Below are 16,861 nucleotides of genomic sequence, written 5' to 3' on the forward strand. Positions count from 1 at the left end.
GCATTTCATCCATTAGGCCCGCAAACCCAGCACGACCCGGACGAGGTGCCCTAGAACGGTTACCCGGGGTACGAGCGGCCCGCGGAGTGCGCGGCGAGCCGAGCCCGGCCGCCGCCCGGCCGGAGGCCCGACCACCCGGACGGCCTAGGGGCCGGAAACGGGAGAAGCCCCCGGCCGGTGGCCGGGGGCTTCTCGCTGGTGCGCTCAGCAGGATTCGAACCTGCAACCTCTTGATCCGTAGTCAAGTGCTCTATCCGTTGAGCTATGAGCGCAAGGAACGGGCGAACCCGATCTTGCGGAGGTTTTGGTGCGCTCAGCAGGATTCGAACCTGCAACCTCTTGATCCGTAGTCAAGTGCTCTATCCGTTGAGCTATGAGCGCTCGCCCTGGTGAACAGTGCCAGCGGGGCGGTGCGGGGACAACATTACATGACCTGCGACGCGGGGCGAAATCGATTGCCCCGGGGCCCCCGGCCGACCCCCTGGAGCCGCCCTGGCGCCCGCGGTCGGCCACCACCGGCCATCGGCCCGGGGCCGGCCCCGAGATGCGGAAAAGCCCCGCCGACGGGACCGTCGACGGGGCTTTCCGGCTGGCGGAGGCTGAGGGATTTGAACCCTCGATGGGCTTTAAGACCCAAACCGCATTAGCAGTGCGGCGCCATAGACCGGACTAGGCGAAGCCTCCTCCACATGGACCACGCCCGCGTGAGCGGACCCGTTCCGTGTGCCTGTGATGATGCCACAACCGTGGGGCTCGGCACCAACCGCCGCCCACGTTACTAGGCGGGTCGTCCCCGCCGCAAAGAAGAATGAGATACTGCCGTCTCCGGAGGAGCTGCCCTGAGCCGAGGAGACCTGTCGACGTGAGCAGCAGGCCGATCCGAGGCGCTGCTCGCCTCGCCGCCATACTCGACGCCCTGCCCGACGCGTTGTTGCTGGTGAACAGCAACGGCACCGTCGTGGACGCCAACAGCGCGGCCGTCCAGGCGCTCCAGGCGCCCGGCACCTCGCTGGTCGGCATGGGCGTACTCGACCTCCTGCCCGAGTTCGACCCCAGCCGGATCCCCGGCTCGATGCGCCCGGCAGCCCGCGACGGCGACGAGCCCGACCGCCCGGTCCGGATGACCGCCCGGCGCACCGACGGCACCAGCTTCCCGGTCGAGGTCTCCGGCAACGACTTCCCCGACGACGGTGTCGGCGAGGGCCGCGGCTACGGGCTCGCCCCGTACGACCCGTACCGCGAGCGCTCCCGCCCGTCCTCGGCGAGCGACCTGCTCCTGCTGCTGGTCCGCGACCTCTCCAGCCGGCTCGGCGTCGAGGCCGAGCTGCGCCGCCAGCACAAGCAGACCGAGATGATCCTGCGCGCCGCCGCCGAGGGCGTGCTCGGCGTCGACCTCGAAGGCCGCTGCGTGCTGGTCAACCCGGCCGCCGCGCACATCCTGGAGTACCGGGCGAGCGAGCTGGGCGGGCGCGAGCTGCACCCGCTGATCCAGCACTCCCGGGCCGACGGCACCCCGCTGGCGCTGGAGGAGTCCGCGCTGCTGGACACCCTGACCTCCGGGCGCAAGCACCGGGTGCGCGGCACCGTGCTGTGGCGCAAGGACGGCCGCCCGGTCACCGTCGACCTCACCACCGCCCCGGTCCGGGACGGCGACCAGCTGGTCGGCGCGGTGATGACCTTCACCGACCGCAGCCGCGAACTCGCCCTGATCGCCCGCAACGAGCACCTCACCGCCGTACTGGAGAGCGAGCTCGGGGGCGCGCTGACCGCGCTGAACCAGCGGCTGGACGCGCTCGCCGCCGACCCGGCCGGGCAGCTGTGGCCCGAGGCCAACTGGACGCTGCGCCGGCTCGCCGACGAGTGCCGCCGGTACGGCCGGCTGATCGACGGCGTGCTCGCGCACCAGCGCTCCGAGGCCGGCGAGGCCGCCCCGGCGGACGGTAAGGACGACAAGGACGGCACGGACACCAAGGACGGCAAGGACGGCAAGGCCGGTCGCAGGCCGACCGAGCGGCGGGTGCCGGTCGGCCTGGACAAGGTGGTCCGCCGGGCCGTCGAGGAGGCCGGCGAACTGGTCGGCCCGGGCCGGGTGCGGTTCTCGGTGCACGCCGCCGCCGTCGAGGTGATCGCCGACGAACGCCGGCTCGCCCAGGCGCTGGCCCATCTCGTCGCCGACGTCAGCGGCATCGGCCTCGCGCTGGACGCCCCCAAGGCCCCCTCCCCCGGCCTCAGCGCCCCCGGCGCGCCGGCCGCGCTGCCGTCCACCGGCGAACCACCCACCGTCGTCCTGGCCGCCGCCCAGCGCGGCGAGGTCGCCCGGGTCGAGATCCGCGGCCCCGGCCTCGGCGGCAGCCCCGTCCATCTGCCGATAGCCCGCGCGGTGGTCGAGCGCCACGGTGGCGTGCTCCAGCCGCACGAGCTGCCCGGCAAGGCCGGCACCACGTACGTCGTCGAGCTGCCGCTGGACCCGGCCGCCGCGAAGGCCGCCGCCGAGCGCACGGCCGCCGAGGGCCGCTCCGACCGGCCCAAGGAGGGCGACAGCGCCGTCCTGCCCGACCTGCCGGGCATCCCGCAGCTGCCCAGCAGCGACGAGACCGCCGAGTCGGACGCCGGCGGCGGCGAGCAGCCGGGCCGTGAAGCCCCGGCCCCGGAGGCGGAGCGCGCCCCCGCCGCGGAGCCCGTCGCCGAACGCCGCGGCCGCCGCGGCCGCCCCGCCGCCGAGACCCCGGCCCCCGCCTCCCCCGCCGTCCCCGCCGACCAGTGGCCGAACGCCCCGGCCCGGATCGAGCGGGCCGTCCCCGAACAGTGGAACGGCACCGGCAACGACCCCGCGTACGGGCGCCAGGGCCTGGCCGGCCCGGACGGCGTGCAGCGCGACCCCTGGGGCAAGGACGACGGCCGCTCCGGCCCGGCCTACGCCGTACCCGTCGAGGGCGAGCGCCCGCAGCCGAACCGGACCGGCGGGCGCGAACCGCTCGCGCTCGGCCCCGGCACCGGCGGCGCACCGGCGGGCGGCACGCCGGCCGGCGGCACGCCGACCGCGGAAGGCGCCCCGGCCGTCGACGGCGAGACCAAGCCCCGCAGACGCCGCGCCCTGCCCGCCACCGAGGACTCCTCCGGCGGCTTCGCCCTGCCCGGCGTCACCGACACCCCGGTGTACCCCGGTCTGGAGCACGCCCTGCCGGCCTCTCCGGCACCCGCACCCCCCGAGCCCGCCGCCGCGCCGACCGGCCGCCGCCGCCGTCTGGCCGTGCCGCCCGGCCCCGGCCCGGAGGCCCCGGCCGGGCCGTCCGCTCCGGACGCCCAGCCGGCCCAGCCCGTCCGGAGCGGCCAGGACGCCCCCGGCGGCCCCGCCGCGCTGGAGTCGGCCCGCCCCGCGCTGCCCGCCGCCGAGGACCCGTCCGGCCCGCGCCCGGTCGGCACCGGCCTCGCCGAACTCGCCCCGCCGCGCCCGCTCGGCGGCTCGCCGGTGCCCGCCGTCCCACCGCAGCCGCCCGTCCCGGCCGAGGCCAGGACCGCCCCGCGCCCGATGGCCGAGTTGCCCCCCGCCACCGGCGACCGGGCCGGCGCCGAGCAGCCGCCGGTCGCGATCGGCCCGACCGGCGAGGACGGCGGCGCCCGCCGGCTGCTGGTCTGGCCCGAGCCCGACCCGGCCACCCGGCAGGCCCTCCAGGAACGCGGCTACCGTCCGGTGATCGTCCGCTCCCGCGAGGAGGTGGACGCCCAGGCCGGCGGCTTCCCCGCGGCGCTCTTCGTCGACCCGCTGACCAGCCCGATCACCCGCACCGCACTGCAGTCGCTGCGCACCGCCGCGCTCAACAGCCGCATCCCGGTGCTGGTCACCGCCGGCCTCGGCCAGGCCACCCGGGACGCCGCGTACGGCGCCGACCCGGCCGTGCTGCTGCGTGCCCTCGCGCCGCGCGACGGCGAGCACCACGCCCCGCGCGTCCTGCTGGTCGAAGGCGACCCGGACATCGCCGCCGCCATGATCAGCAGCCTGGAGCGGCGCGGCATGCACGTCGAGCACGCGGTGGACGAGAACGACGCCGTCGCCCGGGCCAGCAGCGTGCAGCCCAACCTGGTGGTGATGGACCTGCTCCAGATCCGCCGCCGCCGGGTCGGTCTGCTGGACTGGCTGCGCGCCAACGACCGGCTGCACCGCACCCCGCTGGTGGTCTACACCTCGGTGGACCTCGACCCGCGCGAACTGCCCCGGCTGCGCACCGGCGAGACGGTGCTGTTCCTCGCCGAGCGCTCCACCAGCGCGGACGTCCAGTCCCGGATCGTCGACCTGCTCGGGCGGGTCGGCGCGATGGGCGAGGCGGGCGTCGCCGCGGCGGGCTGAGCACGTCCGAGGGCCGGTCACCCCGTTCCAGCGGGGTGACCGGCCCTCCGTGTTCCACCGGGCGGCTACTCCTTGCCGAGCACCGTCACGTCCAGCTCGTCCGCCGCGTAGCCGGCCCGGATCACCTTCTTGTCGAACTTGCCGACCGAGGTCTTCGGCACCGACTCGACGATCGACCAGCGCTCCGGCAACTGCCAGGAGGCGACCCGCTCGGCCAGGAACGCCCGCAGCTCCCTCAGCCCGACCGTGGCGCCCGGGCGCAGCACGACCGTGGCCAGCGGGCGCTCGCCCCACTTCTCGTCCGGGACGGCGACCACGGCGGCCTCGGCCACCTCGGGGTGGGCCATCAGCTGGTTCTCCAGCTCGACCGAGGAGATCCACTCGCCGCCGGACTTGATCACGTCCTTGGCCCGGTCGGTGAGGGTCAGGTAGCCGTCGGCGGTGATGGTGCCGACATCGCCGGTGCGCAGCCAGCCGTCCTCGGAGAACTTGTCGTCCGGACGGACCGGATCCTGCCCGGCACCGCCGTAGTAGGCGCCGGCGATCCACGGGCCGCGCACCTCCAACTCGCCCGCCGCGACGCCGTCGTGCGGCATCCGCTCGCCGGCCGGGCCGATCAGCCGGGCCTCGACGGAGGCCGGGAAGATGCCCTGGGTGACCCGGTACGGCCACTCCTCCTCCGGGGTGAGGCCGCCGGGCGGCTGGGCGAAGGAGCCGAGCGGCGAGGTCTCGGTCATGCCCCAGGCGTGCAGCACGCGGATGCCGTGGCGCTCCTGGAAGCCCCGCATCAGCGAGGGCGGGCAGGCGCTGCCGCCTATGACCACCATGCGCAGGCTGGAGGTGTCGTAGTCGCCCGCGTCGAGTTCGTCCAGCAGGCCGCTCCAGATGGTCGGGACGGCGGCGCTGACGGTGGGCCGGACGGCGGCGATCATCTCGGCCATCGGCTTCGGCTGGAGGAAACGATCCGGCATGAGCAGGTTCGCACCGGACATGAAGGCGGCGTGCGGGATGCCCCAGGCGTTCACGTGGAACATCGGGACCACCGGCAGCGCGGTGTCGCGCGGGGTGAAGGCGAAGTTGTCGCCGGTGTTGACCTGCAGGCAGTGCAGGTACACCGAACGGTGGCTGTAGAGCACGCCCTTCGGGTCCCCGGTGGTGCCGGAGGTGTAGCAGAGCACGGCCGCCTGGCGCTCGTCGATGTCGGTCCGCCACGGGTAGGCGGTGGGCCGGCCGGCGAGCAGCTCCTCGTAGTCGTGCACGGTGCCCGCGAAGCCGGCCAGCAGCGAGCGGTCGCCGGGGCCGCTCACCACGATGTGCTTGAGCGTCGGGGCCAGGTCCGGCAGGACGGCGGCGAGCAGCGGGAGCACGCTGCCGTTCACGATGACGACGCGGTCGGCGGCGTGGTTGACGATGAACGACAGCTGGTGGGCGGGCAGTCGCAGGTTGAGCGTGTGCAGCACGGACCCCATCGCGGGGACGGCGAGGTAGGCCTCCAAGTGGACCGAGTTGTTCCACATCAAGGTCCCGACCCGGTCGTCCCCGGTCACCCCCAGCTCGTCACGCAGCGCGTGGGCGAGCTGCGCGGCCCGCGCGCCCACCTCGGCGTACGTCTGCACGACCGGACCGGTGCCGTCCCAGGTGGTGACGGTGGACCGGCCGTGGATGGTGGACCCGTGCTCCAGAATCCGGGCGACGGTGAGCGGAACGTCCTGCATCGTGCTGAACACGGGTCCTCCTTGACCTGGCGGCACTGGCGGCTGCGCCTGCGGCACCTACCGGGCGGTAATGCGCGCGGACGTGCCCGATTGTGCCGCGCCGCCCGTCCGCTGTCAGCATCCCGACCCCGTTGAACGGATCACGACCCCGCCCCGGACCCTCCTCCCACGTGGTGCGTCAGTCGGCCGTCGGGCCGTCGACGTGGTTGCGGTCGATGGTGAGGGTGGCGCCGCCGTAGGTCTCCTCCACGTTGCCGTGGTACTGGTGGACGCGCTGGTGGTAGCTCCAGAGGTCGGGGGTGAGCGCGCCGGAGCCGGCGGTGTCGGCGTGGTCGTCCCAGCGGGCGTACCAGAGGGCGTCGGGCAGCGGGGAGCTGCCGGCCCGGGCGGCGGCGGCCAGGTCGGCGATGCCGGAGTCGAGGCTGGAGTAGAAGCCGGAGCCGTAACCGGCGGTGTGCAGGGTCTGGGTCCAGCTGACGGCGAAGTCGACCACGGCCTGGCCGCAGGCCGGGTCGCGCATCGGGTAGGCCTCGATGTCGAGGTAGACCGGGCTGCCCTGATCGAGTCCGAGCGAGCGCAGCGCGTGGACGGCTTCGGTGGCCTCGTCCCGGCCCTGCTGCACGGCGTGGGCGGGATCGATCCGGCGTGGTTTGCGGCTGAGTTCGCTGCACGGGGCCTGGAGCCCGACGTGCACCGGCAGGAACCGCCAGCCCAGGGCGCGGGCCTGATGCACCCACTCGGCGGTGAGCCGGGACTGTTCGCAGGCACGCTGGGCGCCGCTGACGTAGACGCCGAGCGCGCCGTACGGGGAGGCGCCGTGCCAGGCCCGCAGGGTGTCGAGGGGCGGCGCGGAGCAGGCGTCGAAGGCGGGGCCGGTGAAGCCGTCGCGGATCTTGGGCGGGCCGGCCCGGTCGGGCAGGGCGAGGGCCCGGATGCGGGGGAGGGCGGCGGCGGCCGGGTCGGCCTCGACGCTCACGCCCGTCCCGTCGGTGGCCAGCAGGAGCACGAGGGAGGCGGCGAGCAGGGCCGCGGGGCGGAGATAGCGCACCCGCCCTTGATACTGACGGACCATCGGATGAACCCGGCAACCACGCCGCACGCTCCGGGCGAGCCCACCCTTTCGGGCGCACCCGTCCGCATCCGTCCCGCTAGTTGTAACGAGCTTGCCCGTTTGTCACTCCTTACGGCAAACTCGCCCATATGCCCACCTCCCATCCCAGCGAAACCGCCGCCCCGACGCCGGCCGCCGCCGTCGCCGAGGCACTTGCCATGCCGCCCGCCCCCAAGGGCGAGCCCGCCGGCGAGCGGGGCAGCTGGCGACGAGGCGGGGCACCCGGCTCCACGGCACCGCCCGACGCGCACCCCGGCCGACCCACCGGCCGGTTCCCGAAGGTCCTGCGGCGCCCGATGGGGGACCCCCCGGCCGAAGGCCGGGGGAGGATCCCGGCGCCGCTTCTCTGTCTGACCGCGATGTTCCTGGTGCAGACCGGGATCGCCCTGTCCAAGCCGCTCTTCGGCCCGCTCGGGGTCAGCGGCACCACCTTCCTGCGGCTGGGCTTCGCGGCGGTCATCCTGCTCGCCGTCACCCGGCCCCGGCTGCGCGACAAGCGCCCGCGCGACCTCGCCGCGGCCGCTCTGCTCGGCATGGCCTCGGCCGGGATGACCTTCCTGTTCGCCGGGGCGATCGACCGGCTGCCGATGGGCACCGCCGCGACCATCGAGTTCCTCGGCCCGCTCGCGGTCGCCCTGGTCTTCGCCCGGCGCGCCAGCCACCTGCTCTGGGCGCTGCTCGCCGCCGCCGGCGTCGTCCTGCTGACCCTGCTCGGCGAGGGCGGCGACGGGGGCGGGCTCGACCCGGTCGGCCTGCTGTACGCCTTCGGGGCGGCCGCCTGCTACGCCGCGTACATCCTGTTCACCGACAAGGTCGGCGCTGCCTTCCAGGGCTTCCAGGGGCTGGCGGTGTCGATGACGGTCGGCGCGCTGACCCTGGCGCCGTTCGGGCTCGGCCAGGCCTGGGACGGGCTGACCGCGCCCGGCGCCTCGCCGGTGGCGCTGCTGGCCGCGGTCGCCGGGGTGTCGCTGCTGCTGCCGGTGATCCCGTACGCGCTGGAGATGACCGCGCTGCGGCGGATGCCGCAGCGGGTCTTCAGCGTGCTGGTCAGCCTGGAACCGGCGGTCAGTGCGCTGGTCGGCCTGGTGGTGCTCGGCCAGCTGCTGGGCGTGCCGCAGCTGGCCGGGATCGGCTGCGTGGTGGCGGCCAGTGTGGGCGCCACGCTGACCGGGCGGCGGTAGCGGTAGGGGCCCGCGCGGTCGGAGGGGCCCCGGCGCGGTCGGGTGGCGCCCCGGTGCGCTCGGGTGGTGCCCCGGGCGGTCGTTACGGCCAGAGCAGGGTGCGCGACCATTCCGGGGTGCGTACCGGGCCGGTGCGGGTGTAGCGCAGCCGGACGTGCCGGCGTTGCGCGTCGCCCTGCCAGTACTCCACCTCGTGCGCCCACAGGGTGTAGACCGCGTGCCCGGCCGCGACCGCGTCCGGGGTGGCCTCCAGCCGGCGGCGGGCGACGGCGACGGCCTCGTCGTACTCGGCGAGCGAGGCCATCGGCTCGCTCTGCCGCCCGACCAGCGCGCCGACCCGGGCGGCCGGCGAGCGGGTGGCGAACTCGGCGGCGGCGACCAGGTCGGCGGCCCGCTCGACGGTGCCGCGGACCCGCACCTGACGGCCCAGCTGCGGCCAGTAGACGCTCAGCGCGGCGGCCGGGTGGTCGGCGAGCTGGCGGCCCTTGGGGCTGTCGGCGGCGGCGGAGAAGTTCCAGCCGGTGCCGGCCGCGTCGACGTCGCGCAGCACCAGCACCCGGGCGTCCGGCATGCCGTCCGCGTCGACGGTGGAGAGGGTGAACGCCTGCGGGTCCAGCACCCCGGCGGCCAGCGCGGTGGCGAGCCAGTCCACGAACAGCGGGCCGGGCTCGGCGGGGGCGGCCTCGGCGTCGAAGGACGGCAGCGGGCGGGCCATCGGCGGGCGGCCGAGCAGCAGTTCGGGCACGGACCTCGGCTCGGGCCGGTGCTCGGGCCCCGGGCGTACGTCCGACCCCGATCGCGGATCCGGCTCCGGTGCAGGCCAGGCCTCGTCCGGGCCGGTCAGGCCCTCCTCCTCCGCCGCCATCGCGCGCCCTCTCCTCCGGTTGCCGCGGTCGCCGCCCCGGCCGGGCCGTTCTTCCCGGGCCCGGGCACGCGGTGCGCTGTCGGAGCGCAACCGTACCGCCGAGGGCCGACGGCTCCGGGCGCGGGCCCTCGATGGACGCGTTCGGCCCGCCCGGGCGGGCCTCGGAGGGCGGGTGCGGACGGCCGCGACGGGCGGGTGCGGACGGCCGCGACGGGCGGGGCGCCGCCCGAGGGCCGGTGCGGGCGGACCCTCGCGTCCGGCTCCGGACGCACTCGTGGGCGGTGCCGATGGCGGCACCGCCCACGAGGCCGGTTTCGCGGCGACCCTTTCCGCTGGCCGGTCATGCGCTGTTCTGATCCGCACCCGGACGGGAATCCCGCCCGGAGACTGGTTCGAGCCCCTCCGCGAGCGCTCAGCTCGCCCGCGGTCACCCACCTCCGGCGCCCCCGCCGTCGGTGGTGCCCGATCGGATCAGCGGAAGATCGGAGCGAACACGACGTTGATGTTCTTGTTGGACTGCCCGGCCAGGATGGTGCCCGAGTTGTCCTTCACCGCGAGGGTGTTGTTCTGGTTGGAGGCGCCGGCGCCGGTGGCGGTCTGCTGGGTGGAGATGTAGTTCCCGTCGACCGAGCCGAAGACGTTGCCCGTGCCGACGTTGGACACCACGCCGGCGTTGGAGCCGGCCCCGGCGCCCGCGCCGTTGTCGGCGGCCGCCGCGCCGGCACCGGCCAGCAGCAGGCCGGCCGCGAGCGGGGCGGCGAGCAGGAATCCGGCCACCCGACGGGTGTGGATGCGAGCCATGAGAGCCTCCAAGAAGCTGTAAATCGTGCAATTGTCGAACATTGAATGCGGGAGTTCGCCGGCCAGACGAACACCTGCGGGCTGCGACGCCGAGGGACAGACTTCCGCAACAAATCGACAAAGCACTAGCTAGCGGAACAGTTTTCGCCCGTTCGCGTGATATCCACCAGGGCAGCGCATATCGGACCAAAAAACGGACAGCGCGCCGAGCCACCACCGATGAGCTGGGGCTTTACCCGAACGGCGACCGTCTGGACACTCCTCGGAATGCGGCGCTTCGGCGCTGAACAAACCACCAGGCGCACCACCCGGCGCGGAGTGCGGACGAATGCGCTCCCCCAGAAAGTTCAATCACCCTTCCATGTCGACATTTACAGCCGTGCGTAGACCATCGGAAAGTCATACCTAAAACGTCGACACAAGGTCCCGAAAAGCTCCGTATGGTCGGATGAAAATCAGACCATCTTGCCCGGGTTTAGAATTCCCAGCGGATCGAAGACCGCCTTCAGCTGCCGCTGCAGGTCCAACGCCACCGGCCCCAGCTCGCGCGCCAGCCAGTCCCGCTTGAGCAGCCCCACCCCGTGCTCCCCGGTGATCGTGCCGCCCAGCTCCAGCCCCAACGCCATGATCTCGTCGAAGGAGCGCTGCGCCCGCGCCGCCTGCTCCTCGTCCGATCCGTCGAAGATCACGATCGGATGGGTGTTGCCGTCCCCTGCGTGGCTGACCACCCCGATGGTCAGCGCGTGCCGCTCGGCGATCACGGCCACGCCGTTCAGCATCTCGGCCAGCCGGGAGCGCGGCACCGCCACGTCGTCGATCATCGTGGTGCCCAGCCGGTCCAGCGCGGGCAGCGCCAGCCGCCGGGCCTCCAGCAGCAGTGCCGATTCGGCCTCGTCCTCGGCGGGCACCACCTCGGTCGCCCCGGCGGCCCGGCAGAGCTCCGCCACCCGCGCCAGTTCGGCCTCCCGGTCCGGCCCGTCGAAGGCCACCAGCAGCAGCGCCTGGGTCGACTCGGGCAGCCCCATCCGCCCCAGCTCGTTGACCGCCCGCACGCTGACCGCGTCCATCAGCTCCATCAGCGACGGGGTCAGGCCGTGCGCCATCACCTCGCAGACGGCCGCACCGGCCGCGTCCGCGCTCGGGAACTCCGCCGCCAGCGCCAGCTGCGGCGCCGGCGCGGGCCGCAGCGCGAGCACCGCCCGGACCACCACGCCGAGCGTGCCCTCCGAGCCGACCAGCAGCCGGGTCAGGTCGTACCCGGCCACGCCCTTGGCCGTCCGGCGGCCGGTGGACAGCAGCCGTCCGTCCGCCAGCACCACGTCCAGGCCGAGCACGTACTCGCTGGTGACGCCGTACTTCACGCAGCACAGCCCGCCCGCGCCGGTGCCGATGTTGCCGCCGATCGTGCAGGACTCCCAGCTGGACGGGTCCGGCGGGTAGGACAGACCCAATTCCTCGGCAGCGCGGGAGAGTTCGGCGTTCACCACACCCGGCTCGACCACCGCGATCCGGTTCACCGGATCGAGCTCCAGGATCCGGTTCAGCTTCGCCGTCGACAGCACGATGCAGCCGTCCACGGCGTTCGCCGCCCCCGACAGCCCGGTCCGCGCACCCTGCGGCACCACCGGCACCCGCAGCCCGGTGGCGGTGCGCAGCACGTGCTGCACCTGCTCGACCGTCTCCGGGAACACCACCACCGCGGGCGTACCGGCCGCGCAGAACCCGGCCATGTCATGACGGTAGGCCTCGGTCACGTCCGGATCCACCACCACCGACCCGGCCGGAAGACCCTGCGCCAGTCGGTCCGTCAGGTCACTCATCGCCGCCTCCACTCGCCGCCCCGCCGCCTCCACCGCACTCTGCCCGCCCGCCGGGGGCCGGGCAAGTGGGCCCCGGCGGCGGGGCGGCGGTGGCCCCGCCGCCCCCGGTCAGGCCCGCCGCGGCGCGGGGGCGACCGGGGCCACCAGGCCGGCGAGGCCGGTGGCGAGCGCACGGAGCAGCGTCGGCAGCACTACCGGCGGACCACCGGCTCCTGGAACTCGGTGACCCACCCCGCCGGGTCGTCCGGGCACTCCAGGTAGAGCTCCCGGGCGTAGCCGGCCGAGCGGTAGCCGTTCGCGTCGATGAAGCGGGCCAGCTCCTGGAAGCTCCCCACGGCCTCGTCCATCGAGCCGCGGTGCACGATCGTCGCCGCCTGCTCGATCGGCGGCAGGTCGAGCACCTCGAAGTCGTGCCGACCCGGCTCCACCGACGGCCCGACCGGGACGGCCACCCGGATCAGCACCGTGCCGTCACCCTCCGGCACCTCCTCGTACCGGGCGACGGACGGGCCGGTCTCGGCGATCCCGGCCTCGGCCAGCCGCCCGCACAGCTGCGCGAACAGCGGGCCGATCACCGGCCCGATGTCCTCGGGCTGGTAACTCGCGGCCACACCGGTCAGTTCGGCCACCCGGACGGACGGCACCCGCTTCACCACGACGTCGTGTGCGGACATGGTCCCCTCGCTCTCGATCGTCCGGAGCCTCGCCTCCACCCGGGCCAGCCGCTGCGCGTCCGCCGCGATCGCCTCGGCGAGTTGGGCCCGCCGCAGCCGCAGCATCCCGCGCAGTTCGGCCGCGTCCACCTGCTCGTCCAGCACGGCCCGCACCTGGTGCAGCGTGAAGCCGAGCTCCTTGAGCGCGATCACCCGGTTGAGCCGGGCGAGTTGGGCCGCCTCGTAGGAGCGGTACCCGCTGACCGGGTCCACCCGGGCGGGCCGCAGCAGCCCGATCGCGTCGTAGTGGCGCAGCATCCGCACCGACACCCGGCCGTGGCTGGCGAAGTCTCCGATGTTCAACATGGTGCCCCCACTCCACCCCCTACCACCGTGTCAGGGTCAACCCCGCCCGCCGCAAACACCGAGGGCGGGTGCCGATCGATCTCGGCACCCGCCCTGAGCAGGTGGTTCCCCTACCAGCGGAGAGCGTGGGATTCGAACCCACGGTGACGGGTCACGCCACGACAGTTTTCAAGACTGTTCCCTTAGGCCGCTCGGGCAGCTCTCCAGGCGGGGGCCAGCCTAACGGGTTCGGCGGGGTTCGGCGCACACCGTTTCGCGCGGGTGGGGATCAGCCGTTGTCGCCGTCCCGCTGGCCGAGGGTGACCTTGGTGGTGAACTGCTGACCGTTGCGGGTGTACTCGACGTCGACGGTCTCGCCGGGCTTGTGCGTCCAGATCCGGCTGACCAGGGCGGGGCCGTTGTCGATCGGCACACCGCCGAGCTTGGTGATGACGTCGCCCGGCTTGAGGCCGGCCTTGTCGGCGGCTCCGCCGGGGGTGACGGCCGGCTGGCCCTGGATGTCGCGGGTCTGGATCTGCGCGCCGTCGCCCTTGTAGTCGTCGTTGCGCAGCACGTCGAGCTTGGCGTAGACCGGCTTGCCGGTCTTGATCAGGGTGTCGGCGACCCACTTGGCCTGGTTGATCGGGATGGCGAAGCCGAGGCCGATGCTGCCGGCCCGGCCGTTGGCGGAGGCGTTGGACTGGATCGCCGAGTTGATGCCGATCACCGCGCCGCTGGAGTCGAGCAGCGGGCCGCCGGAGTTGCCGGGGTTGATCGAGGCGTCGGTCTGCAGGGCGTTCATGTACGAGGACTGGCCGCCGGTGTCGTCGCCGGAGGCGACCGGACGGTCCTTGGCGCTGACGATGCCGCTGGTGACGGTGGACTCCAGGCCGTACGGCGCGCCGATCGCGACGGTGGCGTCGCCGACGTTGACCTTGTCGGAGTCGGCCAGCGGAAGCGGGGCCAGCTTGCTCTTCGGCGGGTTGTCGATCTTGACCACGGCGACGTCGTAGCCCTCGGCGTGGCCCAGCACCGAGGCGTTGTAGGACGTCCCGTCGGCGAACTTGACGGTCAGTTTGCCGCCGTTGAGGGTCGGCGCGACCACGTGGTTGTTGGTGAGGATGTGGCCCTCGGTGTCGAAGACGAAGCCGGTACCGGTACCCGACTCGCCGTTGCCCTGCGCCTTGATGGTGACGACGCTGGGCAGCGCCTTCTGCGCGATGCCGGCGATCGAGCCGGGGGCGGGCTCGTTCTTCTGGGTGTTGCTGGCCTGGATGGTGGTGCTGCGGTGGTCGTCGGCGCTGGTGCTGCTGTCGTTGCGGTCCGCGACGGCCACGCCGAGCGCACCGCCGGCCACACCGGCGACCAGCGCGACGGCGGCGATCAGGGCGACCAGGCCGCCGCGCTTCTTGCGCGGGCCGCCGGGGCCGCCGGGGTAGTCGGCCGGGTAGCCGAGCGGACCGGCCGGGCCGCCGGGGTAGCCCGGGCCGCCGCCGGTGGCGTCGTGGGCGGCGCCCCAGCCGCCGAGCGGCTGGCCGGCGCCGAACGGGTGGTGCGCGGGAGCGGGGTGCGCGGCGGGGGTGCCGTACGGGTCGTGCGGTGCGGGGGCGGCCGGGGTGCCGTACGGGTCCTGCGCGCCGGCGGCGGGGACGCCGTGGGCCGGGGTGGCGTACGGGTTGGCGACCGGCGGCAGGGCCGGGCTCTCGGCGGCGGGCGCGGCCGGCGGGGCGGGCGGCAGGACCGGCGGCGGCGCGTCGATGTAGCCGGTGGCGGGGTCGACGGGGACGGCGGGTGCCTCGGCGGCGGGGGCGGCCTGCGGGGCCGCCTCCGGCGCGGGGACCTTGCCGAAGGCCACGGTGGGCCGGTGCCCGCCCTGGGCCGGCACACCCTCGGCCGGCACAGCCTCAACCGGTACGTCGCCGGCCGGCGCGGCCTCGGGCTCGGGCACCCGGCTGAACGCCATGGTCGACTGGTGCCCGCCGTCCGCCGGCGCCGCCTCGGCCTCGGCCGGGGCGGGCGCCTGCGACGGGGCCGCTCCCGGCTCGGGGACCCTGCCGAAGGCCATCGTCGGCTGGTGCCCGCCCGCGGCGGAGCCGTCGGAAGCGGGAACAGCCGCCGCCTGGCCGCCCGAGGGCTGCTCCCCCTGCGGCCCGGTGGGCCCAACCTCGCGCTCGGTGCTCACGGACGACCTCCATAGCTGGCAGAACCAAGGACCATAGTTTTTCGCACTGTCGATTCGATTGCCGTAAGGACCCCTCTGAAGAACTCATAAGAATCCTTAGCCGGCACCGACAGTCAACGCCGCCGACCAGCGCCGACGGCCGACACCGACGGTCGGAGGCTCCCCCACCTCCGTCGGACGTCCCGCGATGCGGACCGCACACCCCGTGGCCTTGGCGTTCACCCCGCTGCCGGTTAGCCTGGCGCTCTAACTGACACGCGGGAGCTTGGACCTTCCAGGCTGAGAGTGCGCTGGTCGACCGTACGCCACGGGATCGTGGGCGGACCGTCGAGGGGGCGCAGACCGCCGGAACCTGTCCGGGTAATGCCGGCGTAGGGAGTATCGGCCATGCCGCCTGCTTCGCCATCCTCTTCTTCGGACGCGTCCGCGTCCAAGGGTTTCCCCGATCCGTCCACGGGCGCCCCCGCCGGAGCGGCGACCGCCGTCCTGGACCGCCCGGAGCGTACCGAGGCACCGCTCGTGCTGGACACCGAGCCGCCGCGCACGCTGCGCTTCCGGGACCACTTCGCGCTCTGGATGAACCTGGGCGTCAGCCTGATCGGCTTCTCCACCGCCGCCACCGTGCTCGGCGCCAAGGGCAGCGAGCTGTCGCTGGCCGCCGCGGTGACCGCGATCGTGGCCGGCACCGTGGTCGGCACCGCGATGCTCGGTGTGGCCGCGCTGATCGGGGCCCGCACCGGCGCGCCCGCGATGGCGAACCTGCGCGGGCTGTTCGGTACCCGGCTGTCGTACGTCCCGACGGTGCTGAACATCGTCCAGTGCGTCGGCTGGGGCGTGTTCGAGCTGCTGACGATCGCGGCGGGCGCGCAGACCGTCGCCCACACGGACGGCTACCGCTGGCTGTTCGTGGTCCTGGCGGGCGCGCTGACCACCGCGCTGACCATCTGGCCGCTGGGCTCGATCGCGGTGCTGCGCCGCTTCGTGGCCGGTGCCGTCGCCGTCGCGATGGTGTACTTCACCGTCCAGCTGGGTCGCCAGGGGGTGCCCGACCCGGGCGCCGGCAACTGGCACGGCTTCCTGGGCGCCACCGACGCGATGATCGCGGTGTCGATCTCCTTCGTCCCGCTCGCCGCCGACTACACCCGGCACTCGCGCACCCCGCGCTCGGCGTTCTGGGGCAGCTTCTCCGGCTACACGATCGCCCAGGTCTGGTGCTACGTGCTCGGCCTGATGGCCCTGCTGCAGTCCGACGGCGACCCGAACCGGATCTTCGACTCCTTCCTCGGCGTCTGGGCCGGCTGGCTGTTCCTGCTGGTGCTGGTGCTGCGCGAGACCGACCAGTCCTTCGCCAACGTGTACTCGACGGCGATGTCGGTGCAGAACCTGCTGCCGAAGGTGGACCGCCGGGTGCTGACCGGCGGGATCGGGCTGCTGATCACCGTGCTGGCGCTGCAGATCGACGAGTTCACCGACACCTACACCAACTTCCTCGGCCTGATCGGCTCGGTCTTCGTGCCGCTGCTGGCGGTGCTGGCGGTGGACTACTTCTTCGGCGCCGGCCGGCACGGCTGGAACCTCTCCGCCGACGCGCCGTCGCGCCCGCTGATGGTGCTGCCGTGGGTGCTGGGCTTCGCGGTCTACCAGTTCATCGCGCCGACCCCGGTGGCCGGCTGGTGGACGGACTTCTGGACCTCCGTCCAGCACGCCCTGCACTTCACCCCGCAGGAGTGGACGTCCGCCTCGCTGTTCGCCTTCCTGGTGCCGGCCCTGGCCACCTGGGCGCTCACCGCGCTGGCCCGCCGGACGGCGCGGAGCTGAGCGAACGGCACCGAAGACGGCCCCG

The 16,861-nt window shown here is 74.1% G+C and carries 10 protein-coding genes, 4 tRNA genes and 1 riboswitch; of the genes, 3 read left to right on the top strand and 11 right to left on the bottom strand.

All coding sequences use genetic code 11. From position 1 onward, the window contains the following. Positions 1–196 precede the first annotated feature (196 nt). The 3 genes from ACIO5E_RS07160 to ACIO5E_RS07170 form a co-directional block, all read right to left on the bottom strand. Positions 197–272 (bottom strand) — tRNA-Arg (locus ACIO5E_RS07160). 33 nt (positions 273–305) lie between these two features. Next, positions 306–381, bottom strand: a tRNA-Arg gene (locus ACIO5E_RS07165). A 209-nt stretch (positions 382–590) separates the two neighbouring features. After that, positions 591–684 (bottom strand) — tRNA-Ser (locus ACIO5E_RS07170). Positions 685–862: 178 nt separating this feature from the next. Here ACIO5E_RS07170 and ACIO5E_RS07175 point away from each other — a divergent pair. Next, positions 863–4,345 (top strand): PAS domain-containing protein, encoded by a 3,483-nt coding sequence (locus ACIO5E_RS07175; RefSeq protein ID WP_400664673.1) that lies wholly within the window; start codon positions 863–865, stop codon positions 4,343–4,345. Between the two features lie 65 nt (positions 4,346–4,410). Here ACIO5E_RS07175 and ACIO5E_RS07180 read toward each other — a convergent pair whose 3' ends face one another. Both ACIO5E_RS07180 and ACIO5E_RS07185 read right to left on the bottom strand, forming a co-directional pair. Beyond that, complete coding sequence (locus ACIO5E_RS07180; RefSeq protein ID WP_400664675.1) at positions 4,411–6,072, bottom strand: long-chain fatty acid--CoA ligase; 1,662 nt, start codon at positions 6,070–6,072, stop codon at positions 4,411–4,413. A gap of 166 nt (positions 6,073–6,238) precedes the next feature. After that, positions 6,239–7,108, bottom strand: a complete 870-nt coding sequence (locus tag ACIO5E_RS07185; RefSeq protein ID WP_400664676.1) for a glycoside hydrolase domain-containing protein — start codon at positions 7,106–7,108, stop codon at positions 6,239–6,241. 152 nt (positions 7,109–7,260) lie between these two features. Here ACIO5E_RS07185 and ACIO5E_RS07190 point away from each other — a divergent pair, with 152 nt between their 5' ends. Further along, complete coding sequence (locus ACIO5E_RS07190) at positions 7,261–8,352, top strand: EamA family transporter (protein WP_400664678.1); 1,092 nt, start codon at positions 7,261–7,263, stop codon at positions 8,350–8,352. Positions 8,353–8,434: 82 nt separating this feature from the next. Here the strand turns inward: ACIO5E_RS07190 and ACIO5E_RS07195 are convergent, their stop codons facing one another. From ACIO5E_RS07195 to ACIO5E_RS07220, 6 genes are all read right to left on the bottom strand, one after another. After that, positions 8,435–9,217 (bottom strand): pyridoxal 5'-phosphate synthase, encoded by a 783-nt coding sequence (locus ACIO5E_RS07195; RefSeq protein WP_400664680.1) that lies wholly within the window; start codon positions 9,215–9,217, stop codon positions 8,435–8,437. A 471-nt stretch (positions 9,218–9,688) separates the two neighbouring features. Next, positions 9,689–10,018 (bottom strand): hypothetical protein, encoded by a 330-nt coding sequence (locus ACIO5E_RS07200; protein WP_400664681.1) that lies wholly within the window; start codon positions 10,016–10,018, stop codon positions 9,689–9,691. Positions 10,019–10,473: 455 nt separating this feature from the next. Further along, positions 10,474–11,838, bottom strand: coding sequence for an FAD-binding oxidoreductase (locus ACIO5E_RS07205; RefSeq protein ID WP_400664682.1), 1,365 nt, complete (start codon positions 11,836–11,838; stop codon positions 10,474–10,476). Positions 11,839–12,029: 191 nt separating this feature from the next. Continuing rightward, positions 12,030–12,857, bottom strand: a complete 828-nt coding sequence (locus ACIO5E_RS07210; protein ID WP_400664684.1) for a MerR family transcriptional regulator — start codon at positions 12,855–12,857, stop codon at positions 12,030–12,032. A gap of 117 nt (positions 12,858–12,974) precedes the next feature. Continuing rightward, positions 12,975–13,062: transfer RNA gene (locus tag ACIO5E_RS07215), tRNA-Ser, on the bottom strand. A 63-nt stretch (positions 13,063–13,125) separates the two neighbouring features. Beyond that, on the bottom strand, positions 13,126–15,018 hold the full coding sequence (locus ACIO5E_RS07220; RefSeq protein WP_400664686.1) for a S1C family serine protease: 1,893 nt from the start codon (positions 15,016–15,018) through the stop codon (positions 13,126–13,128). A 247-nt stretch (positions 15,019–15,265) separates the two neighbouring features. Beyond that, positions 15,266–15,413, top strand: a riboswitch (TPP riboswitch). On the opposite strand from ACIO5E_RS07220, the gene ACIO5E_RS07225 reads away from it, so the two are divergent. Further along, entirely contained in the window at positions 15,406–16,836 is a 1,431-nt protein-coding gene (locus tag ACIO5E_RS07225; protein WP_400664688.1) for a purine-cytosine permease family protein, read from the top strand. Its footprint overlaps the riboswitch before it by 8 nt. Positions 16,837–16,861 lie beyond the last annotated feature (25 nt).

The organism is Kitasatospora sp. NPDC087314, assembly GCF_044744365.1.
Classification (GTDB): Bacteria; Actinomycetota; Actinomycetes; order Streptomycetales; family Streptomycetaceae; genus Kitasatospora.